Raw genomic sequence first — 23,636 nt, 5'->3', positions numbered from 1 at the left:
CGCTGGCCAGCATCAGGGATCCCTAAACATCATACCAAGGAGTCTTTTTATTTCTCAAATCTCGTATTTCCTCATAATAGGAATGCTGCCCGTTAGCTTAATCATTTGGAGAAAACTCCTCCCTGCCTTCGTCGGGAATGCGATAAAGTTCTTGTCAAAATCGGGAATGGGATAAAGTTCTTGTCATTTGATTTTGACAAGAACTTTATCCCATAAAACAAAAAAGCCGCGGTTTTCGCGACACTTAACGAGATAATGTTCTTGTCACCCGACAGTTCAACGTTAGTTCAATCAAGCGCACTAATAAAGGCATGGTTAATCAGCTTTTTTTGAACCAGCCATACTTAATAGAACAATTGCAATAACAATTGCAGCCATTCGTCACCTACAATTATCACCTATTGTTCTATCTCCTCTTGGTAATATCAGGCCAGAAACTAGCTACATTTTTCAAAGTAATATCTTGAGCAATACCAAACTCTGACTTTATTTTTTGTAAATTATCAGTATTGTAAAAAAGGCTTTTAACTACTTTTGTTTTCGTATCTAGAACACCAATTTCTTCCCCAATTTCATCTCTACGTTTAAACAATACATATCGCTCATCCCAAGCGAGTTCTAAAATGTTTGGTTTTACAACTTGTTTATCAGCTTTAGCCCAGGCAGCAATTTCATAAGGCCCTTCTTTACTAACCTGAAAGACAGCATAATTATTTGGTAGTTCAATATAACCTCTCAGTTGTTTTTCAGAATCAAGCAATCCTTTATAAAGAATCAAACCAAGAATTACAAGTAATAAAACAAAACCTAATATTGAAAATCCAACTATTTACCAAGATTATCAAGCCTCTTATTTGTCAATATCAGTTCCCCTCAAGCCTCTGCCTTACTGATAAAGCACTAATTTCATATTACCACATATTGGAACTAAACTCCCTCTATGGAGAATCAGCTAGCTCTTAAATACTCTTGTTTTGTTTGCTTAGATTTCGAACGTTTTTCTTCCGTGAAAGACAATCAACACAAGGAACAAAGTTGTAGAAAGTGTAAAATATGGGGTTATGAAAGCGAAAAAATACATCCACCCAGACCACTCGTTTTAAAAAGTGGAGATTCTGGAAATATATGATCGCACCTTGGGATCTCCACATGGCTCATGGCGGTCAACCTATGCCTTGTACAGTAGCATTAATACTCATTAACTCGCAATCATCTATACCTGGTTCTTTCCCATGCATCTTTCTAAGTATACCACCTCATGAACCTTCTATATAATAATTAAATATTGACAAGCTATTAACTGGAATAGCTTAATGAGGCTGCCACTCGTTTTCTCGTGGCAGCCTCATTCGAAGTTCATTGAAGGGCAAAGTACTTATTATAAGCAATCTCTTACTTTATCCATTATTGTATCAAGCGCTATTAGGATTTCAGCTTGCTGTTTCTCGGAATATTGATTTAAGGTAGCATTCATAACTGGATCTATATGAATAAAGTAATCAACTGCCTCTTTCGATATCTTATCATCATTTTTCCACTCTATGGCTAACTGACTTAATAAAGCACAAATCTCATCAACTTTACTTTTATCTAGACCGTCACCCATCCTTAATTTAATTAGCAACCCGTCGTCTTGATGTAAGAGTAGATCTCCGAGACTTTTTACTAAGTCTTTTTCCATAGTATCCTCCTTAAAACAAAGCTTAGTTCGAGTGCGTAAAAACGTCAGATGTTCACTACAAGCTCAAATAATTATTCGAGTAATATGATTAATTTCCTCCTTATTTCTAAGCGGATTACCACGTTAATCTGCCCGTTAGCGTGGAAAAGACAGCCGATCGTCATGACCGGCCGCCGCGATATCTTTATTAAGCTATAGTGTCCCGTTAGCGTAATGATGCATGGCACTGAAATTAGCCATTTTCTAAATATTGTTCTGCCTGGTATCCATCAACAGGAAAATTTTCAACTGTAACCGCACTATAATAAAACTCACCGATTGAACATTGTAGATTTATTAATATTTCTCTTGGGTTTATGGTTGCATCTTCCCATAATTCATCATGGAGTACATACCCCACTTTAAGGTTTTCTAAATCCAGTACTATGAAATCTCCGTTTAACCCCCAGCCTATTATTAGCAACCTTTCTGCAATACACCGTTGGTTTTCCTCGTATAAATTTTCATCAGGCATTTCATTGACTTGATAAAATGACACTTTGTTGAATCTAATATGTTGGTCAAATGAAAAAATTAAAAAAATCAATAATTTCATTAGGAATCTTATTGTCAAATAAGAAGGAAGTTGTCTTATCTGATATTTTCTCTTTTCGTAGCTCTGCATTAGCGTTTATCAACTTAACGCGTCCTCAAATAAATCAAAGCCCTTATCCATCTTTCTTCCTCCGCAAGTCACGTTTTAATTTCTTACTATTCTGCCCATACTTCAAAAGATAACTGCAGCCGATCGTATGCCGGCCGCCGTCATGTCGTGATTGAACTATCGTCTCCCGTTAGCTCAACGAAGCTATGTAACTATTTATTATTTCTCTGTGACTTCTCGGCATGTTCTCAGGAAGTTTTTCAATATCTATAAACTCCAAACTCATGGATTCTGCATCATTAATTTTCAAATTACCACTAAATTGTTTTGTCCAATAAGCTGTAACAGCAACGTAAAATTCATCCCCGTTGGGAGCTTTTATAAAATTTTCTCTTCCTGAGAAAACATCAATCAATTTTAGATTACTTACCTGGAGTCCTGTTTCTTCATAAACTTCTCTTTGAGCTGTCTCCACAGTAGACTCCCCCAACTCCATCAAACCACCTGGTAGACCGTATCGCCCTACTGGATGATGCATACGTTTTTGAAGCAATATTTTATTTTCATCATTTGTTATAATGACCACTGCACCAACAAGTATAAGTGGAATATGCCCCACTATTTTTCTTAAATCCTCCACGTAGCCCATGATAGCTCTCCAATCGAATGAATTATTACTTTAATAATTCTATTCAAAAAAATATAATTCCTTTTTACCCCAGTAAGCCCCCGTCAGAGCGATTCTGCTGCCACCAATCTATGAAGACAGCAGCGTTGTGGTTATTTGTTGAACTATCGTGTCCCGTTAGTTGAATGACCACCTCTTTTATTTGAGGTAAGGTTCCCCGTACTGTATCTATACACAGAGTACAGTCTGACCATAAAATATACAACAGTATATAAAGACAATTTGTACTATCGTTCCGCTCTTAGCTTAACCTATTTGTTTATTAAACCATTTGAACGGAGGAGATTTAGTTTTTCTTGGGGAATACTTCTTGCTAAGTCCTTTAATTCCAGTCCTTCTTCGTCAACAAATATAACAAAATCTTCAGTTAGGGGGCTATACTTACTCCAGTCCTCTCGATTAAGTTCCAGAGCAACTTCATACCATAGCTTCTTGGATTCTTTCCACCAAATATTTTTCATTCCCCAGTATTGGACAAGGCGTTCAAATTTATCAATAACGCCTCTGTTTTGAATCGATTCCTGATAATTAACTGGATGCTCCCCTGTATTCCAAATATCATAATTAATGTCTTGTTTAAGCTGTTCCAATCGAATTTTTTCCAATGCAGGATGGAAAATTGGGTCACAAACTGCTTCGGGTTCATCATGGAGATATATTCCTATGTAGCAAATTTTTTCTTTCTCTGCTTGTTTACAAATTGTTTGGAGTATTTTTTGGGATTCATCAATCAATCCAGTTCTTATTTCTTCTCTTAATGTCAAAACTTGAGATTTTGAAATATCTAAATAGATTATCTTGTTTTTATTATCTTTTATTTGTGACAATTTACCGTTATCGTTGAAGGACAAATAATATTGGTATTCACGAGCACCTTGTCCATATGACCAATACTCATCTCGTTTAATTCGTGCAAGTCTATTATCTTCGTATTCATAATATTCTTCAAAATGCCAAGAAGATTCAAGAGTTCTTCCGTTTCTTACAATAAATTGGATATATCGAATTGGAAGCCCATCTTCAAATATTACTTCTTCGATAGAATCAATTTCGCCTTTTCGATAAAGACGATTGATTAATTGATGCTCATTTCGACTGTAATAACCCATGGAATCCCTAATATAACCACACTTGGTTACCCATATTTCCCCGTCTTTATCTAACCCATAAGCCGTTATCTCTTCTTTTTTGCTAACACGCCCCGGTGCTTCATGTTTACGTTCATAAAAATAAGGTGTTAAATCATACCTCTTTTTGCTTGTTTGTTCCCATTTTGACACATGGCTTTCTGCTTCTGTTCTATACAAATCAATGTTTTTTTGAGCATCTTCACAAAGTGCAAGATAAAAGGCTTTATCTATCATTACTGCCCCTCCCGATAATGGACGACTTGACTCACAATCCTTAGTATTAAGGGTACCCGATGAACAAACATCTATGGATTTCAATTTAACACATAGTTCGAGCGATGAAAGTGCTATAGGGGTATCCGCAAACAACAAACGTGAAATTAGTGTAAAATACCACCCACTTCTTCTGATAGGTCATCAGAGCGCTAGAAGCTACTTACAAGGCTATATATTTATTGATTCATCTATTCAGCATTAATCTAGCAAAAATCTCAAAAAGCCGTAGCTCAAACTCCCACCACGTTATTCTGCCCGTTACTTCAATGGAAAGGCAACTGAACACATTTCAGCTGCCGTAATGTCGTAATTGAACTATCGTTATCCGTCCCTCAGGAATAGGATTTCTCCGCATTAGTTATATATCGTTAGGCTTCATTTGATCTATACTTTTCAGAATCATTGACTTTTTCTTTGGATCATATCTGAAGTGATAGACGTTAATGAAATCCTGTCCCGCCCCATACCCGCCAGTTACGATAAATTCTCCGTTGGCAACTTTGAATTGATGGTGCGGCAATTGGCTTATAGAAGCCCAATTCACTCCAGGTTTTATCTCAAGCGATATCGGAAATGCCTTCCCATTACTAACTCCGAAAAGGTAAGTTTCGAGACCATGACAATCGGTGTAACGAGGAACATAAGCAAATATATCCATATCTTCAAGGGTAAATGGCTGCATGATGACTGGTGAGTCATTTTGCTGTAAAATTTCGAAGTCAATTGGGAATGTACTAATTTGGGTTGTAATTCCCTCAGATTTGGATTCCCATACCACCTCATAGTCTCCTAACCAACGTAGATCAGTCTCAACCCCATAACAGCTAGGTGCCCCCAAAGGGGCTACGCTCGCTTTGTTCGCAGGTTTGACGAGTAGTCGCCCATCCGAATGCGTACCTATTGCTCTGATTGAGTCATCTTCTTTCGCTAAGTTTGCCTCTGTAGCTGGAGGAGTCGATACTGGCGTTGAGCTGGGAGGAGACTCAGATGCTGCAGGCATTGGGGGAATGGATGATACAGACGTATATCCACCATTTCCCCTGTCCCCACATCCTAAGAGCATAAGGACGAGCAATAATATCCCCAGTGTGATTACGTTTTTCATTCTGATAGTCTCCTTTAGCGGCTGGACGCATTCGAACTATTTTTGCTTTACTTCATTTCCAACTTTTTGATAAGTTAAATTGCCAGTATCAAAAGCCCAACTTTTTAAAAATAATCTGATGTACGATATAGTGTATTTATCTTCTAGCGTTCTTATCTTTTTCGTTAATGGCGAGAAAACATAAATTTTCGTCATAGCATGGCGATGATCTACCACATTCCATACATGTTCTCCGTTAGTGAACTGACCGAGATAACTCGCCCGATCTTCTGAACGCCAAAAAGTACTATTGTTAGTATCCACAAAAAATGGAATTTCTGGAGCGGTACAGCAAGAATAAGTTCTTACTCTGGCTCTGGTTGATGATGTTAGATCCTCTAGCTTAGTAGGCATCAGTGTCTTCTGAACTCCCGATAAAAGGTTCATTAATTTATAGTTAACCTTCGTTTTTTGGTCATCCACTGGCCGGCTTCGATCGATTTCATAATACTGAATAACTGCGGCTTGTTGTTCAGAAATCCAGCCTACTAGCTCGAGATGAACTTTAGGGTCATTTGTTTCAACCTGCTGAACTATTTTCCCGGTCCGATCATTTATGGTTAGGCTTTGCGGTGTTAAAATGTCGTTTTCTCCACCAGATAAAAAATTTTCCGGTTTATCATCGTTTGCAAAATGACGAACTGTATAGCGACTATCGGGACTCCAGTATATACCAAGCTCAATTCTACCCAACGAATTCGGGGCATAGATCAATTGGCCTTGAAGGTTGTATAGTTTTCCGTGATACCAGAATAAATTGCCGTCCGGTGATGGAAATAATGCAAATTGAGGCCATGTATTTTTGAACTTCTCTTCCAGTTTAACTACATTATGATTTAACAGATCGACCACCCATGTAGTTCCTTCCTTGAAGCTGTTTATGACAAGCTTTTCTTTTTTATCGTTTAACCAGCCCGGCATATAAAAGTCAGGCGACACATTGTCCGGCTGATTATTAAAAAGTATTTCCTTTGCCCCGCTATATACATTCATTTTTTCAATATTGTAGGTTGTTGGTGTATCCTGATCTCCATGAATCGCGGCATAAATGATATGTTCTTGATCTATAAAGCCGAGAACTTGGGTTATAGAATCTGTAGAATATGAATCCGTTGTATATCCATTCATTAATGTGTAAATTTGAACTTCTTTCGTTTCTGGTTTAATAAGTACTAGGTCTTTACGAAACCATGCGTCATTCGCTGTACTCTGATCCATCCTTCTGACAACATGTAAAACAGCATCACCTCGTGGCGTAGGTAATGTTTGCATCACATAAAATCCAAATGTTTCGTCGTGATCAATACGAAATCCTTCCTTTGTGCTAGTCAAAGTTATTTCAAGGTTTTTAAAGCTAACGAAGATACCTTTTGTTCATTTTTAACGGGAGGTTCAGAAGTATTAGATACGCTAGCAGGCGTTGATGGATTCATTACCTCAGATGAGGAGACGGGTGTAGGAGTGGTCATTCCATTGGGTGTATAAGTTGCTGATGGTGCCGTGCTCGGAGTATTTTTGCATCCAGTGACAAACAGTACTCCAGATATACTCAATATAAGGACTAAAATTAAGCAGATCCGTTGCACCCAGAACACATCCTTTTTCTACTGTGTACTTAAGAAAGAACGAATTTGATTCTTTATTATTCCAATTATAGTACTTAGACGTGTTAATGGTTGTCTTTGTTTCGAAAATATTCACTGACTTTGATTTGTCGTATTAAAAATACCCCCTGTAGTAGAGGTATATATGGTTTTCCATATGTACAAACGTATATTGGCTAGTAATACTGTTAATAAACCGCCATTAAGAGCTTCGGATTAGTTGAAAAATATAGACTGACAGATCTTACTGAGATCGCGTTATACTGCCAGTTAGTTGAGCGGAGTCACATTTTTGAGTCACAGTACTGGAGACAAAGAAATGCTTCAAATTTAGAGCTTACGGCAAAAATATGCTTCAAAAATGAACTGGTTTGAATGAAAAAAGCCTAAAATCATTTGATTTTAGGCAGTTAAATTATTCAAAATGCGGCAAAGAAATTGTTCATGTCACACGTCACAAGACCAATCTAACCAAATACTGGAAGAAGGAAAGGGGCTGCCGTTGCAGCCCCTTCTTTTGCATCTTGACACAGACTCTTAAGAAACGAGCTGAAGGAAAGCTGTTTAAAGTAGCAATAATTGCATGTGTGAATAAACTCATCCACTGGATTTTTGCCATTTTAACTACTATGGAAGCTTTCCGGTTAGAGTGAGCAACAAGAAATAGAAATATATGGAATCTATTTCCGTGCTTAATAGGACGGTTCTTTCCCATGCATCTTTTTAAGTATACCACCTCATGAACCTTCTATTAATAATTAAATATTGACAAGCTATTAGCTGGAATAGCTTAATCATTTGGAGAAGACTCCTCCCTACCTTCCGTCGGGAATGAGATAAAGTTCTTGTCAAAATCGGGAATGGGATAAAGTTCTTGTCATTTGATTTTGACAAGAACTTTATCCCATAAAACAAAAAAGCCGCGGTTTTCGCGGCACTTAATGAGATAATGTTCTTGTCACCTGACAATTTTTTACAATTGTGAATATTATTTAATTGGTGCATTGAGGTGGTTTCTTACATAATTATCAATGTAGCATGCGATTTTTCAATTTTTTATTGACCGCTTCCCCGTAATGGGTTTAACGGCGTAAGCATTCTATTTAAGAAAAACCGGAGGCATTGCCTCCAGTCACCTCCAGGTTGTATGCATATCCAAAAATTTGTGGTCATGCCCACGTACCCCTTCGAGGTATATTTCTCCTCCGCATGATTCACACGAAATGCCTGCGGCGAAATGAATATCGCCCCTTACCCGCGATGGGAGTCTGGATCGAGCTGCTTCTCCAAGAGCAACTCTGCAGCCTTCCTGAAATACTCCGGATCAAAATCGGACTTATCCAAGTATCTCTTCATGACGAATCCGTCATACAACATCCTCAGCTGCGCAGTCAGCTCCTCAGGCTGTCGTGCCCCGCCTTCCCCTGCAAGCTCTTGAACCCTAGACCAGAAGCTCCGCTGAATGCCCAGCAATTTGACGTGGGCGGGGTGATCAGGATCCGGAAATTCAACCGCCGCATTCAAAAACGGACACCCCCGGTAATTCGGCGTCCTCATCTGTTCGGTCACATCGCGAATGAGGGCGCCGAGCTGTTCCTTAGGGGAGCTCGGATACAGCTGCCTCATCTTCTCCAGTTTTTCTACTTTCAGTTCATCCCTAGATTCGAGGTAAGCAACCATTAGGTCATCTTTCGTCGCGAAACTTCGATAGAAGCTTGCCTTGGCAACGCCGGATTCCTTAATAATTCGATCGATACCAACCGCCCGTATTCCCTCCATGTAAAACAATTCAGAGGCGACCCTCAGTATACGATCTCTAGCCGATTCTTTGTTCATCCCAGACCACCATCTCTATATGGATTTGGAAAAAGGTGTATTGACATGAGACAGATCTGTCTGTATCATTTTATCGTAATGAGACAGATCTGTCTCATCCATTATATGAAATCCTCTCGCCTCCAGTCAATCGAGCGAGTAGTGAGAAAGGGGAACTTTCTATGCCCAATACGCTTTCGGACGCTTCCGTCCAGTTGGCCCGGTCTCGCGATCCCGTCTCCGAAGGAGATGGACGCAGATCGCGTCTTATGCTGCCGGCTCTGCTTTTGCCTGTATTTATGGCAGTATCGAATGCGTTCATCGTGAACGTAGCCACGCCTTCGATCCAGAAAGGGCTCGGGGCCAGCTTCGCCGATGTACAATTCATTCTCACCGGGTACACGCTCACGTTTGCCGTTCTGCTGATTATCGGCGCCCGGCTGGGTGATCGGTTTGGACGCCGCAGAATGCTATTCATCGGAGTGGCCTTATTCACAATCGCTTCTCTGTTATGCGGCTTATCTAGCCACGTTACGATGCTCATTGCGTCGCGCGTTTTGCAAGGCGTCGGCGCCGCTCTGTTTATGCCGCAGGTTTTATCTCTTATTCAAGCCAATTATACTCCGGAACGTCGAGGTGCGATCTTCGGCATGTATGGAGCGACCCAGGGAATCGCAGCGACGGCCGGGCAGATCATCGGCGGGCTGCTTCTCCGCATGAATTTGTGGGATCTGGATTGGAGAACGGTGTTCCTGATCAGCGTCCTGCTCGGGGCTCTGATATTGGCCCTGATTCCGTTTATTCCGGAGTCCAGCTCGCCGGATCGCGCCAGACTGGATTGGACTGGAGCCGCACTCGCTGCGGCCGGCCTGCTGATGCTCGTCTATCCGCTCGTGCAGGGACAGCGTGAAGGATGGCCCTCCGGCCTCGTCGTCAGTTTGCTCTTGTCGGCCCCTGTGCTGGTTTTGTTCGCCTGGTACGAACGGCGGCTGTTGCGCCACGGCCGGCTCCCATTTATGAATGTTGACCTCTTTAGGCATAAGGTGTTCACATTCGGTATTCTCGTTGTGCTGCTGTTGATGTCAACGCAGGGCGCCTTCTTCCTTGTCGCCGCCTTCATGCTTCAGCTTGGACTTCATTTCTCCGCTCTGCAAGCAGGTCTTGTAATCGGGTCGATGGGAATGGGCTATTTCCTCGCATCGCTGTTCTCTTCCCGATTCGCCGCGAAGCTTGGGGCCCATGTCCTGACCGTCGGTGCAATCTTGACGACAGCAGGTTACCTGCTGCTTAGCTGGGCGGTCCGAACGACCGGGATTTCTTCCGATATCGGCGTGTGGATTCCGGCTTTAGCTGTGCTCGGCATCGGTCAAGGCTGCGTCGCCGCGCCACTGACCAATATCGTTTTGGCGAAAATCCGCACAACGGACATCGGCTCAGCATCCGGTGTCATGACAACCAGCATACAGATCGCCTCAACGATCGGCATCGCCCTGATCGGCATCGCTTGGCTTAACGCCCTTGAGGCCCATACCGGCTCAATTTCTGCTTATCCCGAAGCGTTTAACATTTGTCTGTATGTGCTGGCCGCCGCCACTGCGCTCATCCTGCCCCTGACAATGATGCTGGCGGGACGTAACGGAGCCCGTCGATCGTGAAAGAAAAGAAGCCCATCGCGCAACGAGGCCACTAGGGAGCTTCCTTTATCTTGCCCTCATCCCAAACCCATGCTTGGCAAAGTGTTTTTAACGGCAAATTTGACGGCCATCCTTGACTGGACGGCCTTCTTCTTTTCTCACGATTTGCGACAAAGTGATTTCTCTGCCTGCTGTTTGACGTCATAATCGACATATCAGTGTTCACTACTTCTTGATCCCCTTCGAACTCGAAGTAATCCGCAGTCATTAGGGTGTTGAGGAAGCTGATAATCCCCTCTGTACAAGCTTTTTGTCCCATTCTCCCTACCCTAACTTTCGTCCTACTTGTGATAAGGTTCACCGCGAATGATCTTGAACTATGCTGCCCGTTACTTCAATGGGAACAGGGAGCAGCTGCCCGCGGCGATCTGCTCCCTAGTTATTGTTGCTAACGTTCCCCGTTAGCCAAGTTATCAAAGAAAAGAAGCCACTTTTGACAAGAGTGGCTTCGCCGCGTGTATAATCTTTGACCTGTCTTAGGATTACTTTTTTAAGTAAAAGGACGCCGAATAACTTTAATAATGCGTGCCCCTTTACTTATTAGTTTCTGTGCCTGAGCCACGTTGATTCTTACAAGTACCGCTTCATCGGTAGAATTTTCAATATCAAATACAGAAAATATTTGCCCATTCGCAAATAAAACACCCTTCAGCTCAACTTCTTTACCTCGAGTCGGTCTCGGAGTAGTATTTTGAATTTTACAGCGCATTACACCAGCACGTATGAGACGGCGCGCTTGTTGTGCAGTCGATCTAATAGCAAATAACGGGTCAATCTCAACACCTGGTACTTTAGCTTCAATTTCTGCTATTAAAAAAAATTGATTTCCTATTTTAGCGAGACAATTAGAACCAATGAAAACTGGATTTGCCATCTTTCATCACCCCCTCAACACAAGGTATGGGGGATAAGAACAATTAGAAACGGACAATCGTGTAGGAATGATTGATTGGATTCTGCCATCGCACTTAAGGTAAAGCATCTTCTATATTATTCATTCTCTCTAATTTGAACTATTAGCTGAGAAAACGGCAGAACGGCTTGCAGCTGCTTTCAAACACCTCATACGTTCCATGCCGAGACCTCGCTTAGCCACCTCTCTGAGATGCCTTAACAGAGCTTCCTCTGAATGAGCAACCAGCTCATGTGGCAACAAACAAAGGCTAAGCATTTGGCGTGTAGACTTGCATTCCCAATCTTTAAACACCGTGAGGAACTCTGGAAAGTACCGATCCAACCAATTATGAACCCGGCCTTGCACCACTCGCAGGTCAGTCGACAGATGATCGCGAATTTTCATCGCTTCCCTTAGTTCGGCATATTTGCCGTGGAGAAGATTAGGTATGGCATATCTACCATCTTTGACAAGCTGTGCGATGACCTTGGCATCTTTGACGTCGTTCTTGGTCGGTGAATTGTCGTCTAATTCTTTGCTTTTCTTTACGTGCAGCGGATTAACTACGGCACATAATACTAGTTGTTCGCCCAGGTAATACGCCAGATTTAGCCAGTAATGGCCGGTGGGTTCCATGCCAACAGTGGAGTCCTCGAACCCTTGCTCCGTCGCAATCTTCCGGAACCATTTAACAAACAATTCAAAGCCATCTCGGTTATTCTCAAACGTAATGGGCCTCCCGAGCTCAACTCCGCGGTAGTCTTGGGCCCTTGTCACATGTTTGAATTTTGCGATGTCGACTCCGACAATTAAGGTAGAAGAAGTGATTTGATTAATGCGTTCATTTTGAGTAGAATTCATCTTGTAGTCTCCTTGGTTTTGTTTTTGGATCCGGTAGCTGGCGAGCATCTGGGACCCATAAACATCATACCAAGGAGTCTTTTTATTTCTCAAACCTCGTATTTCTTCATAATAGGAATGCTGCCCGTTACTTCAATGGGAACAGGGAGCAGCTGCCGCGGAGATCTGCTCCCTGGTTATTGCGCTAACGGCTCCCGATAGCTCAATGGTTTTTGAAGCACTTTTGCTGAAATTAGGTGGAGAACTCATCAATAATTTCTACTACTTCCATTGTTCCGTTAATCAACAGCTCAGGAAACTCGTTATTTATATTGCCTTTCCAGTATTCTCTGGCTTGTTCGATTTTTCGGGAGAAAGGAATTCCATCTTCCTTGGGTAAAAGATTACCATCACCTTCAAAGCTATTCCCAATAACCCGTATTTTAACTATTTGTAAAACTTTTCGATGGTAAGAAACGAAAAGATCTTTCCATATCAGAGCATCTTCATAGCTCTTTGCAGCGTATAAGCAAGACAATCGTGAAGGATATTCAGGAAATTCTTGTAGTCTAACCATTTCAACTATCACTTCTCTAATTGCTCTGATTGTTTGCCCCATATATCTAATAGCTACATCTGCATTCTCTTTATCCATCTTCAAGCCGTCATTTGTATAATGACCATGCAAAATTTGAATAAAATCTTCACCTTTGGAATTCATCTGTTCCTTCTCAAAAAAGAATTGATATAAAGTGTTTTTTGTGTCTTTGTCAAAGCTAATTATTTGCCCAAGGTTCATTTTTTTCCTAGTGACAATGTGATAAACATACAATTCGCTTTCTTGCATGGACTCCCCCCTATAAACTCATGTTTAGTTAGGTAAATTCGGTGTTTACCAGAATTATCCTGCCCGTTAGCTTAACGCTAATGCTAACGCTCAATTTATTATTTTGTTCTTCAGTCTCTAATCGTTTATTTTCAATTCAACAATACCCCCTCCGCTGTTCGCTTGAGATTTTCGTGGTTAGTGGGGTTTCTGGCTTAAGTTTTATTGCAAACTGCTCTTATTGTAGGGACTTTCTTGTCGCTAGCACGGTTTGTAGGGATTTTCATGTCGTAAAAAAAAACGACAAGAAAATCCCTACAAGTACAAAAAACCTTGATTTAACAAGGTTTCATTGTAGGTACTTTCATGTCGTTAGACTTCGATGGATTTCTCGACAGCCTGGACAGAAATTACTTCTGCTGTCATTATCGGTTGCTTTTCTGTTTTGTATCATTTCGTTCTGCTCCTTTTTCTTATTAATTTATCACGCTCCTTTCATCACAAAGATGATGATCGTATATCTCCAATTGATATATGTCTTCATGCTTACCACTCTTTTCGGAATTATATTAATCGATTTACAATCGCGGCGATCTGTCCCTTGTTTTTGCACTATCGTCTCCCGATAGCTGAACCTCTTCTTTTCAAATCATTCTTGGCTACGTCCAATGCAACGGCTATCTTAATCTGATTTGTTTTACTGAGTCCCTTAATCAAATGCTCTAATGGGCATACTTCAACTATTGGATCTATTAAGCTTAACCTCCTGTTGCACACTATAAGACTTTAACAGAAGCAATTTCCTTCCCAGCCCATAATTTAAACATATATCCGCTGACAAGAAGATGCCAAGGCTGAGGTGGCTCCCGTTACAAATACTTGGTCTACATGATCGATTCGACAAGCCCAAATACAGTTGTAGTTATTCCACGAATTTTATCCACAAAGCAACATTTGAGTCCTCGCAACGGTGACAATCAGCTTATGACTCTTTCCTACGTTGAATACCTAACGCATACCGCCACTTTGCGCCGATTTCCAACCCCTTCTGACCTATTGCAGCTATCTCCGTAGCGAATGGTACAGATCTGGATGCAACATTACTGCCCGGATTGATTGATGGCACGGCAAGAATCAGATGGGGAGAGGAACTCCCCCCGCTCATAGGTTTTACATAGGAAACAGGCTTAATTCTTCCCATTGGATACTCCCTTCTGGATCGTTAATGCAGTCACAAGCCCTCATACGCAAATCCATATTTTTAATGACTTCCTTCGCTTGATGGGATCCCAGAACTCCGGCCGCTCCCGTGAGACCACTTTCTTCAAAGCGGACCACCTTCCTCTGCTAAAATCCGGTACAAATATTTCTTGATTTTATAAGTATAGAGAGGCTGGCGCATAAGCAGCTCCGCATCTCCTTACAATCAACCATAGTTTACCCCTTTAGGGGTTAGATTTTCCTCAACAACCATCTTTACAATTATCAGCTAGGGTGTTAGCTGCGGCTATGGCAATAGCGCAAGCAAGTGCACCCAATCCCAGACCAATAGGTCCTCCCGCCGCCTTCAAGATTTCTTCTTATCTGACCAGGGGAAATCGGAGTAACCCCTGCTAGATTAGTTGCAAAAACTGCTTGCGGTGGAGTTAATCCATCATTTACAAAGGATCTTGCTACAGCTTCCATATTCTGATATCCTCTATTCTTCAGTTATTCAAAATCCTGTTTATTTGACCAAAGGCAAGCGCATATTTCGAGGCACCTATCACCTCTAAATCCCAATCCCTACTCCCCATTAAAACTTGCCGTTACTTATGATCCGGTTCACTGCGCTGTCTGAAACGGCAGGTTTTCAATTGCTCTCGTGACGTTAGACCATACATACTTCCCCCTCCATGAATAACCTAGTTAAAAGCTCTTCTCTCCTCTTGATCTTCTTCTTTCTGCCATCTTGAATGAAGCGAGGTTATTTCATGAAAAATTCCTATACAAAAACTAGAATTCGCAAAATCACCCGCCACTTCGGCCTGATCCCGTTGAGTTCAAACTCAATCGCGTCCTTGTATCGAAAAAACGCCATCGTCCAGATACAAACTGAAAGTGGAACCTACGCGATAAAGCCCTTTTTTCGGAGTTTATTCCTCCGCTCGAGTACAATTCATCAAATGAAAACAACTGCAAACTATATACAACTCTTGATGGATAGCGGTTTCAGTTACATGCCCAAATGGCTCACGAGCAATTCCGGAAAGTTATGGACTTTAAACGAAGGAAGACCCTTCTATATAACTGCTTGGATAAAAGGAAGAAATTTGGAAAACCAAAACGATTTTGAAGAGCTTGGCCGGGCCCTTGCCACCCTACATACAACATCCAGTCGTTTCCTTTACACTAAGGGGCCTTTCACTCCAAAACAAATCCGAATATGGCAAATTCAAGACCGCCTCTTTCGTAGACGAATGGCAAAGGCAATCCAAACGAATGGACAGAACCGCGGATGGTACAAAAAATATGGCAAACACTATAAAGTAATTTCGGATCGGGCCTGGACCGACTTAAGGAACCCGGAGATTGTAGACCTCTTGGAGAAGGAATTGGACCGTCCCGCATTGATACACAATGATATTACTTCACCTAATGTCATTATTTCTGATGACAACCAGCTCTTCATCATCGATTGGGACCATGTTAAGGTTGGCTCCATCTACGTTGATGTAGCCAAGACCCTCATGAACACGACTCAATTTAATCCCGATTTCATACAATCGTTTTTAAAAGGGTACGAAGAGCTCTATCCTTTAGACAGGAGCGAGCGTAAATTGATTTCTTCCTTGTATGGATTGCCTCGGGAAGCTTGGCAGGCCACTCGGTTCCCTAATCGCCCTAGAAGCCGTGAAATGCTAGACATTATGGAACAAACATGGCTTCTCCGATTGAAAGCAATGGATTTATTAGAGGAATGGACAAAACAATAAGGGGAAGTGAGTATGAGGGTATCCATTGGGTCAAGGGTAGAACAAATGTACGGAATAAAAATCAGAGAAACTTTTCAAATCCAAGATGTTTACAGGATTCGAACCGCTGACGCGAGCTACTGTTTAAAAAGTTACGCCTTCCCGGAAGAGGAGGTCCGTTTTATTACCCGCATCCTATCCTGCATGGATGAGCATGGATTTACCCGTGGTCAAAAGGTTTATCCTACATTGGAGCAATCCGCCTACATGACTCATGATGGCATTACGTACACGTTAACGAATTGGGTAGACGGACAGAGACCGGTCTTTACAAGGAAGATAGACTTAAAGAATGGGATTCGAACTTTGGCCAAATTCCATTCCATTGCTGAAGGATTCCCTACAGCCGAAGCTCCGGTCGCAAGAATCCGATATTCGGGACTGAACCACGAAGTTTCGGAATATAAACAACTGCTCAGTCAGTACAAAAATTTAGGGCATTTAGCAGCGCTTTGTGAGGAAGTGCTTGGCTATTTGCATCAGCCAAAAGTCTTAGAGGCCATCGATGCAGAACAAAAGGCTTCCGCATTTGTACATGGCGATTACAATTATCCCAATCTAATTAAAGACAAGCGACGAAAATTACACTTGATCGATTTTGATAACAGTTCTCTCCACACAAGAATGAAGGATTTGTCCCATATTCTTCATCGAAATTTTGTTTGGAACGGTACGGAGATGCTTCGTTGGATCGATTACTATCAGAGATACCGACAATTAAGCCCTTCTGATATAAACCTCCTGCATGCGCTTTTATCTGCCCCTTACCATGTAGTCCGAAACATTAGGATCGGCGGCATTCGTTTGGCCAACCGGGTTATTCCGACATTAGCGCATATGAATAAATATCAACGTGAGCTTAGGACGTTATTGTAATCAGAACAGTCTCAACAATCCCTTACACATCGAAAATAACCGAGTACAGCATGACCCAAAAAACCGCGTTACTTTCCATAAAATGTATGTTTGTTATCGAACAATCCTAATACGTATGGGCAGTTCTTTGAATACACTGCTCTCATCAACCTTGTTTCATAAAGGTGAAGAATTGAGATGCGAACAGTACCTAAAGCTGAAATAAGAATCCAAAATCAAATGAATTAATATGCCTTCTCTCAATCATCTGTTGTTGAAGTCTCCATGCTAAACTGCCTGTTCGTATTATGAGGTCACCAGATCTTTATGGTCGACCTCATTTTTCTGTGTCGTAAAATAGCGGTAGCCGGGGATCGAACGTAACTGCCCGTGGGACTTAGAATCCCGAGAGCTATTCAGTTCATCCCCCTACTTGTTCAACCATGGTTAGGCTGGTTGGGACAACGATCCCGTATCACATGCGATAAAAAAATCAGGCCCCCATCCAACCCTAATGCAGCAATTAAATCCTGCTCTGCACGACGGATAACCACTGCCGTGCGATCAGATCGTGTCCCGCCGCCGTCGGGTGCACTCCATCCCAGAGCCAGTACGATGCATCAGCTCTCTTGCAGGCATCGTATAGTACAGCTTGCAGCGGAACAAAGACTGCTTGAAACTCGTTGGCGAGTGTCCGGACAGTGTCCTGATAATGGGTGATCCGTTCCTGCCACGCTTCCCATTTTTCCACGGTTCTGCCGGTTTTGAGTATGAATGGCTCACACAATATGAGGCGGGCGGCTGGAAGAACATCTTTTGTTTCCCCCAGCAGGTGACGGTAACAACGTTCAAATCGGTCAGTCGCACCGCCGGGGTCGCCATTTACGATCCTTCCTGCATCATTGACCCCAATCAGTATACTGATCACATCGGGTCTAAGACTGAATGCATCCTCATTCCAACGTGCATACAAATCCTGGACCCGGTTCCCGCTGATACCCCGGTTAATAAAAAGCGGCTGTTTCTCCGCCAGTTCATATCCAAGCTTGCTTGCGATAAGATATGGATAACCATGCCCCAATATATGATTGAGATCATCATTGCGGCCTCTTGCCCCATCTGTAATCGAATCACCTTGAAACAATATCCTTCCTGCATTCATCTCTTGTAGCCTCCTTCGAATAGCAATATATTCATATTTTAGATAAGAAATTAACAAATAGAAAGCACGATCTGCGGTATTGTTCAGCAGGTTCTATAGTACATACTTTATATAGGGTCTCGCCAACATTCGTTAATTAACTAAACGAGCACGTGAAAAAACCTTGAAATATAAGGCTCTGCAAATTGTATTCTTGTGGGAGCATCACAAAAAGCAGTCCAAAACTGGAACAATACAGTCTTGGCCGGCTGCCCGGTATATATCTATTCAGCTATCGTTCCTCGTTAGCTTAATCAAGTGTTCTGACAGATGAATATGATGTTAGGCAAAGCTTGACACCTCTATGTTAGAAGCTGCAATGTGCGTCATGCGAGGTAACGCAAATAAAACAGCAGGCGTGCCAGATAGTAGATATACAGCGTTCTTGGATTAACGGATGCGATACTCTCAAAATAATAAAACCACTCAAGATAAGAGCGGAATAATAATAGTTCTTTTACTGTCAATCTGACTCAGTCGAGAAAAGGTATTGTCTTTACTGTCAATTGTTTCTGACTTATCTCCTAAACTACGCATGATACACAAAGCGGATTCTGCAGCCATGTACGACACATATATGCCAGATGGATGGCGTTCACGCGTGGCTTCAGTGTTCCTCATTTAATCATCCTTTCTGAAACTAGAACCAACATCATTAAATATAGCAGTTGACTAACCGGTTAGATAGTGATAATTTATAACTAACCAGTTAGTCAGAAAAGCACTGGAATTTTGTTAGAAGGCAGGTTTTTAGATGACTCAACGCACTTGGCTAATTACAGGAATAAGCAGCGGTTTTGGTCGTCACTTGACGGAGCAACTTCTCGAACAAGGCAATCGTGTTGCTGGAACCGTCCGCAATGTCGATGTTGTGAACGATCTCAAAACTAAATATGGTGACTCACTATGGGTTGCCAAACTCGATGTTACGGATACGCCAGCTATTCACCAGGTCGTGCACAGCGCATTCCATGATCTTGGCAACATTGATGTCGTGGTCAACAACGCGGGTTATGGACTATTTGGTGCGGCTGAGGAATTAACGGATGAGCAAATACGCCATCAACTTGACACAAATTTGATAGGTTCAATTCAAGTAGTGCGTGCGGCTCTTCCTTACTTTAGGACACAGGGGTTCGGGCGAATCATACAGTTGTCTACCGTTGGCGGTCAAGTCGCTTTCCCAGGCAGTTCTTTGTATCATGCGAGCAAATGGGGCATCGAAGGCTTTGCCGAATCCCTAATGACTGAGCTTGCACCTTTTAATATTGGCATTACTATTGTGGAACCAGGCAGCGCAAGCACGAATTTCAGATATGGAAGTTCTCAACTGGCTCCCAAAATGGAGGCTTATGAAGCCTCACCGGCCGCCTATGCTCGTCGTATTATTGAAGAAGCCAAAGTACCATCGTTAGGTGACCCTGCCAAAATGGTTACTATTATGATCAACAGTGTGGATCAGAATCCGGCGCCTAAAAGAATCGTTTTAGGTAGTGACGCCTACGTGAATATTCATAAAGCACTTACCGAGCGGCTTGCAATATTAGAAGCACAAAAAGAGCTTGCATTTTCAACCGATTTCCCAATACATAAATGAACTCTTACTTTGTTTTGAAAAAGTGTATCATATCGCCCTCCCCTTTTAGAGGTAAGCCTGTAAGCCTTTAACGACTGGATGCCTTCGCTCATATTCCTAATATCATGAAGTGATCCTTCATGGTGTTATACCTACGAGTGTAATTACGCAGCGAGACCAGGAAGCAGCTTTCGCTTAGCGAACTGCTCCCTGGTTATTACGTTATCGTTCTCCGTTAGTTGAGCGACGTACACAGATACATCAATGAAAATATGGTTAATTCCGGAGGAAGAGTCTTGTCTCACAATTAAAATGGAAATTTCACTAGGACTACTATTAATATTATGACGCCAAATCCACTCATAAATAATCCTGCTCTATTTCTCTGAGGCAGGTAAGAGGATATCCCATTAAATATTAGTGAAAAACATAGACCAACCATCATCCATGTTGAAACAATCGATTTATTCGCTAAATCTAACTCAGCTACAGAGGAATAAATAGCAATGGTAACCACAAATAAACTAAACATGATTCCTAATATCCTAAATGTTTTAAGCAATAAATTTCACCTCATAGCGAGTATTTAACCCGGTGGCCTCGTTTATGTTGTGGTGAACTAAAGTTATCCGTTAGCACAACGTTCGTTAACGAAAAGTGAACGCAGGTTCTTAAAGTTCTTTTTGATAATCCTTTATTTCCCCTGACGGGGATTCGGCAAAACCAGATACCTTCCATACACCACCTTCTTTTACCCCCCAAATAAACCGTGGATTTATTCCATCATTCCAAGAACCATAATCATTTGGAGTGATGTTTAATTCAACTTTGAACAATCTGGTCGGGGTATTATCGTTTAAATCAAGCCCGTGATACGGTTTGAAATTGCTAATTTCCAGGCTCTTTATACCCATTTGTTTTTCCTTCAAATTATCTAATGTATCATACTTTTTTAGATTACTTTCTGTTAAGTCATACACCGTCTCAAAATTTTTGTTGATAACGGCTTCTAAATATTTTGTAATAGTTTCTTTAACTTCCTCTTGCTCATTTGCAGTAATGTTATTCTTATTAAGACAGGCTGGCAAAAATAAGAATATGAGCAAAATTAATATGCAAATTTTCGAGTATTTAATATTTGACATTTTTCACCTCATATCATTTAGAAAGCTCTAATATGTACCCTTTTCGCTATCTATCTTGAATATCCTTTTAAATGTAAAAATTGTACAATTCTGCCCGTTACTTCAACAGATAAAGGCAACCGATCAGTGCCGGCTGCCTTCATGTCGTGATTGAACTATAGTTTCGCGCTAGTTGAACGTCCTAATAATTTTCTTAAATACTATTTAAGGGCCGCCCTGAATCTACTGATTCGGCACGTCTTAATTCATTTGACTTCGTCAGCCGAGGGTCCGTAGAGGCCGGGCACCGGAATATCAAGAAGCCGCAAATAAACCCCGAGCTGCGCACGGTGGTGTACCATGTGGCTTAGTCCGAAGGTGCGAAGCGCGATAGCCCGCGGTTGGCGAAGGATGATATGGTCGCCGTTTCGCAAGGTCCATTCCTCGCCGAGCGTTTTCTCGTCGCATTCGCCTAACAGCTTTTCAAGCTTGACGACGTTCGCGTCGAATTCCTCCAGCACGTCTTCGCGTCTTTCCAAAGGTTCCCGCCGAAGCGGCACGGTCGAGAGATCGAACTCCGGGTATTGAAAAATCGCGACTTGCCAGTTCAGTAGGTTGATCAGGTGCGTGGCCAACCCGCCCAACGTCATAGATTTCACGTGCGGCTTCCACGTCATATGCTCCTCGGGCAAGCGTTCCAAGATGCGGCGCGTAGTGGCCAGTTCATGCGTGGCATCTCCGACAATCAGTTGTTTCACCATAAAATTCCTCTCCTCCCTCATATGAAACGTCTCTATTCTATACTACCACATATTGTAAGTATTCTGCCCGTTAGCACGGAAACAGCAGCCGATCGTAATGGCCGGCTGCCGCGGTTTCTTTATTCAACTATCGTTTCCCGTTAGCGTAATCACGATGGTTAAGTCCAATGCACTGACATGGTCAGTACGTAGTTGTTAAGTCTAATGTGTCATAGGGAAACATAATTACATCAATTAGCCCATATCTGGCGGACGACGGAAAAGTGTTGCCTGCTCAAAACTATAGGCGATGCTGATTAGCGTGGGCTCACTAAAAGCCCTCCCGGAAAAGACAACACCAAATGGACCCTGCGTCGAATCGCCATCCGCATCACCTGTTCCTTTGGCTGAATAACCGGCGGGCACCGTAATAAGGGGATACCCTAACCGGGCAGCAATGTACATGCCATCAATGTCACCGGGTAACATTAATGCATCTAAGCCGTGTTGATCGAGTGCATAGTCAATCCCTTGCGTTACAGACGGATGGTTATATTCTTGACGTTTAAGTTGATAGGTTGTCTCGTTTAGCGCATTTTGTTCCGAGCGAATCAGATTGTCTTGGTCAAACTTCAATGCGGAAGCAGCGTGTTTCTGATTATAAGCAATCAGTTCTTGAAGAGAATGCACGGGCATATCCGAGTTCAACTTCGATAAATAGCGATTCAGGCCTGTTTTGAATTCGTAGCAGATAACATCATTGTTCCATGGATGCTGTTCCAAATGGAGGTCCACAGGATCGATAACTGTAGCACCTTGCTCACGCAGAACATCAATGGCGGATTCCATGATGGAAAGTCTTTCTTCATCCAACGACCGATAGTAATGTCTGGGAATCCCAATACGAGCTTTACGCAGAAAGTCTCGGTCGAGATAAGTTGTGTAGTCATGAAAAGTACGATGCGGGCTAGTCCATGTTGCCTTATCGTTTTCGTCAATCCCGACAATTGCCCCGAGTAGAATCGCTGCATCAGTGATTGTCCTGGAAATTGGTCCTGGTGTATCCTGACTTATGGAGATCGGGATAATGCCGCTGCGGCTCGCAAGCCCTACAGTAGGCTTTATTCCGACGAGAAAATGTTGGCTGGCCGGCCCAATAATCGAACCTGCGGTTTCTGTTCCGATCGCTGCTGCTGCCAGGTTCGCCGCTACGGCTGCAGCCGATCCTGAACTTGATCCGCTGACGAAGAGCTTGCCAGGGCCATATGGATTCAACACATATCCGCCTCTGGAACTGTATCCAGCTGGCATACGGTTGGACATAAAATTCGACCACTCGGTCATATTTGCCTTACCTAGAAGAACAGCGCCGGCAGCGCGGAGCATTGCGGCTATGAACGAATCTTCAGGAGCATACGACTCAGCTAATGCGATTGAACCAGCGCTCGTATGCATCCGGTCGTGCGTATCGATGTTATCCTTGAGCAGGATTGGTATTCCGTGCAGCGGCCCCCTACTACCTGTTGTATTTCGCTCAAGGTCAAGATTCCTTGCGATTTCAAGCGCATCTGGATTGATCTCTAATACGGCATTGATCAAAGGATTATACCTATGAATGCGTTCGATATATGCAAGAACGAGGGATTCGGAAGTGCATTCACCCGTAGTCATTGCCTTTTGCATGCTCACCAAATCGGCTTCCTGAATCCAATCTTGCAAGTTGATGCTCATATATTAAGATACCCCCGGTACTAATAAATTTTCGGATAGCAGTAATATGGTAACATGCTGCCTTACCAAGGGTATAGGGAAAGTTTTCATTCAATGAGATGCACTCTAAAAACTCGTAGCCATTTTTATTAATGATTACTGTCAATTCAAGCCCCCCTT

General features: G+C 42.4%; 19 protein-coding genes and 1 pseudogene. 4 read left to right on the top strand and 16 right to left on the bottom strand.

The features are described from left to right. Nucleotides 1-406: 406 nt before the first annotated feature. The 8 genes from J2X61_RS06880 to J2X61_RS06845 form a co-directional block, all read right to left on the bottom strand. A complete protein-coding gene (locus tag J2X61_RS06880) occupies nt 407-778 on the bottom strand; it encodes a hypothetical protein (protein ID WP_310186753.1) in 372 nt (123 codons plus the stop codon). 600 nt (nt 779-1,378) lie between these two features. Further along, nucleotides 1,379-1,681 carry a hypothetical protein gene (locus tag J2X61_RS06875; protein ID WP_310186752.1) on the bottom strand — a complete coding sequence of 101 codons (303 nt, stop codon included), beginning with the start codon at nt 1,679-1,681 and terminating at the stop codon, nt 1,379-1,381. Nucleotides 1,682-1,913: 232 nt separating this feature from the next. After that, nucleotides 1,914-2,276 (bottom strand): hypothetical protein, encoded by a 363-nt coding sequence (locus J2X61_RS06870; RefSeq protein ID WP_310186751.1) that lies wholly within the window; start codon nt 2,274-2,276, stop codon nt 1,914-1,916. Nucleotides 2,277-2,514: 238 nt separating this feature from the next. Next, complete coding sequence (locus tag J2X61_RS06865; RefSeq protein WP_310186748.1) at nt 2,515-2,973, bottom strand: NUDIX hydrolase; 459 nt, start codon at nt 2,971-2,973, stop codon at nt 2,515-2,517. Nucleotides 2,974-3,263: 290 nt separating this feature from the next. Further along, on the bottom strand, nt 3,264-4,376 hold the full coding sequence (locus J2X61_RS06860; RefSeq protein ID WP_310186746.1) for a hypothetical protein: 1,113 nt from the start codon (nt 4,374-4,376) through the stop codon (nt 3,264-3,266). A 400-nt stretch (nt 4,377-4,776) separates the two neighbouring features. Further along, nucleotides 4,777-5,523, bottom strand: coding sequence for a hypothetical protein (locus J2X61_RS06855; RefSeq protein WP_310186744.1), 747 nt, complete (start codon nt 5,521-5,523; stop codon nt 4,777-4,779). Nucleotides 5,524-5,559: 36 nt separating this feature from the next. Then, complete coding sequence (locus J2X61_RS06850; RefSeq protein WP_310186743.1) at nt 5,560-6,894, bottom strand: hypothetical protein; 1,335 nt, start codon at nt 6,892-6,894, stop codon at nt 5,560-5,562. A gap of 1,523 nt (nt 6,895-8,417) precedes the next feature. Beyond that, on the bottom strand, nt 8,418-9,002 hold the full coding sequence (locus tag J2X61_RS06845; protein WP_310186742.1) for a TetR/AcrR family transcriptional regulator: 585 nt from the start codon (nt 9,000-9,002) through the stop codon (nt 8,418-8,420). A 161-nt stretch (nt 9,003-9,163) separates the two neighbouring features. Between J2X61_RS06845 and J2X61_RS06840 the strand changes: the two genes are divergently transcribed. Then, nucleotides 9,164-10,636, top strand: coding sequence for an MFS transporter (locus J2X61_RS06840; RefSeq protein ID WP_310186741.1), 1,473 nt, complete (start codon nt 9,164-9,166; stop codon nt 10,634-10,636). Between the two features lie 31 nt (nt 10,637-10,667). Here the strand turns inward: J2X61_RS06840 and J2X61_RS06835 are convergent, their stop codons facing one another. The 4 genes and pseudogenes from J2X61_RS06835 to J2X61_RS06820 all read right to left on the bottom strand — a co-directional run bounded on the left by J2X61_RS06835 (nt 10,668) and on the right by J2X61_RS06820 (nt 13,257). Next, complete coding sequence (locus J2X61_RS06835) at nt 10,668-10,934, bottom strand: hypothetical protein (RefSeq protein ID WP_310186740.1); 267 nt, start codon at nt 10,932-10,934, stop codon at nt 10,668-10,670. A gap of 231 nt (nt 10,935-11,165) precedes the next feature. Beyond that, complete coding sequence (locus tag J2X61_RS06830) at nt 11,166-11,549, bottom strand: hypothetical protein (RefSeq protein ID WP_274470116.1); 384 nt, start codon at nt 11,547-11,549, stop codon at nt 11,166-11,168. A gap of 159 nt (nt 11,550-11,708) precedes the next feature. After that, nucleotides 11,709-12,431 (bottom strand): annotated as a pseudogene (locus tag J2X61_RS06825) (IS110 family transposase); the annotation flags it as partial. Nucleotides 12,432-12,663: 232 nt separating this feature from the next. Beyond that, on the bottom strand, nt 12,664-13,257 hold the full coding sequence (locus J2X61_RS06820) for a DUF2441 domain-containing protein (RefSeq protein ID WP_310186738.1): 594 nt from the start codon (nt 13,255-13,257) through the stop codon (nt 12,664-12,666). 1,952 nt (nt 13,258-15,209) lie between these two features. Here J2X61_RS06820 and J2X61_RS06815 point away from each other — a divergent pair. Together J2X61_RS06815 and J2X61_RS06810 are read left to right on the top strand one after the other, a co-directional pair. Then, the gene (locus J2X61_RS06815; RefSeq protein ID WP_310186737.1) at nt 15,210-16,211 is read left to right on the top strand and encodes a phosphotransferase; all 1,002 of its coding nucleotides are present in this window, start codon (nt 15,210-15,212) and stop codon (nt 16,209-16,211) included. A 12-nt stretch (nt 16,212-16,223) separates the two neighbouring features. Further along, nucleotides 16,224-17,126, top strand: a complete 903-nt coding sequence (locus J2X61_RS06810; RefSeq protein WP_310186736.1) for a phosphotransferase — start codon at nt 16,224-16,226, stop codon at nt 17,124-17,126. 502 nt (nt 17,127-17,628) lie between these two features. Here J2X61_RS06810 and J2X61_RS06805 read toward each other — a convergent pair. Further along, the gene (locus J2X61_RS06805) at nt 17,629-18,267 is read right to left on the bottom strand and encodes an SGNH/GDSL hydrolase family protein (RefSeq protein ID WP_310186735.1); all 639 of its coding nucleotides are present in this window, start codon (nt 18,265-18,267) and stop codon (nt 17,629-17,631) included. A gap of 793 nt (nt 18,268-19,060) precedes the next feature. Between J2X61_RS06805 and J2X61_RS06800 the strand changes: the two genes are divergently transcribed. Then, nucleotides 19,061-19,903: an SDR family oxidoreductase gene (locus J2X61_RS06800; protein ID WP_310186734.1), complete on the top strand. Its 843-nt coding sequence runs from the start codon at nt 19,061-19,063 to the stop codon at nt 19,901-19,903. Between the two features lie 650 nt (nt 19,904-20,553). Here the strand turns inward: J2X61_RS06800 and J2X61_RS06795 are convergent. From J2X61_RS06795 to J2X61_RS06785, 3 genes are all read right to left on the bottom strand, one after another. Then, nucleotides 20,554-21,027: a hypothetical protein gene (locus tag J2X61_RS06795; RefSeq protein WP_310186733.1), complete on the bottom strand. Its 474-nt coding sequence runs from the start codon at nt 21,025-21,027 to the stop codon at nt 20,554-20,556. Nucleotides 21,028-21,272: 245 nt separating this feature from the next. Continuing rightward, complete coding sequence (locus tag J2X61_RS06790) at nt 21,273-21,767, bottom strand: DinB family protein (protein ID WP_310186732.1); 495 nt, start codon at nt 21,765-21,767, stop codon at nt 21,273-21,275. Between the two features lie 234 nt (nt 21,768-22,001). After that, nucleotides 22,002-23,477: an amidase family protein gene (locus J2X61_RS06785; RefSeq protein ID WP_310186731.1), complete on the bottom strand. Its 1,476-nt coding sequence runs from the start codon at nt 23,475-23,477 to the stop codon at nt 22,002-22,004. Nucleotides 23,478-23,636 lie beyond the last annotated feature (159 nt).

Source organism: Bacillus sp. 3255 (assembly GCF_031456485.1).
Classification (GTDB): Bacteria; Bacillota; Bacilli; order Paenibacillales; family NBRC-103111; genus Paenibacillus_E.
The sequence above is the reverse complement of the archived record's forward strand: the minus strand, read 5'-3'. Positions and strand labels throughout refer to the sequence as shown.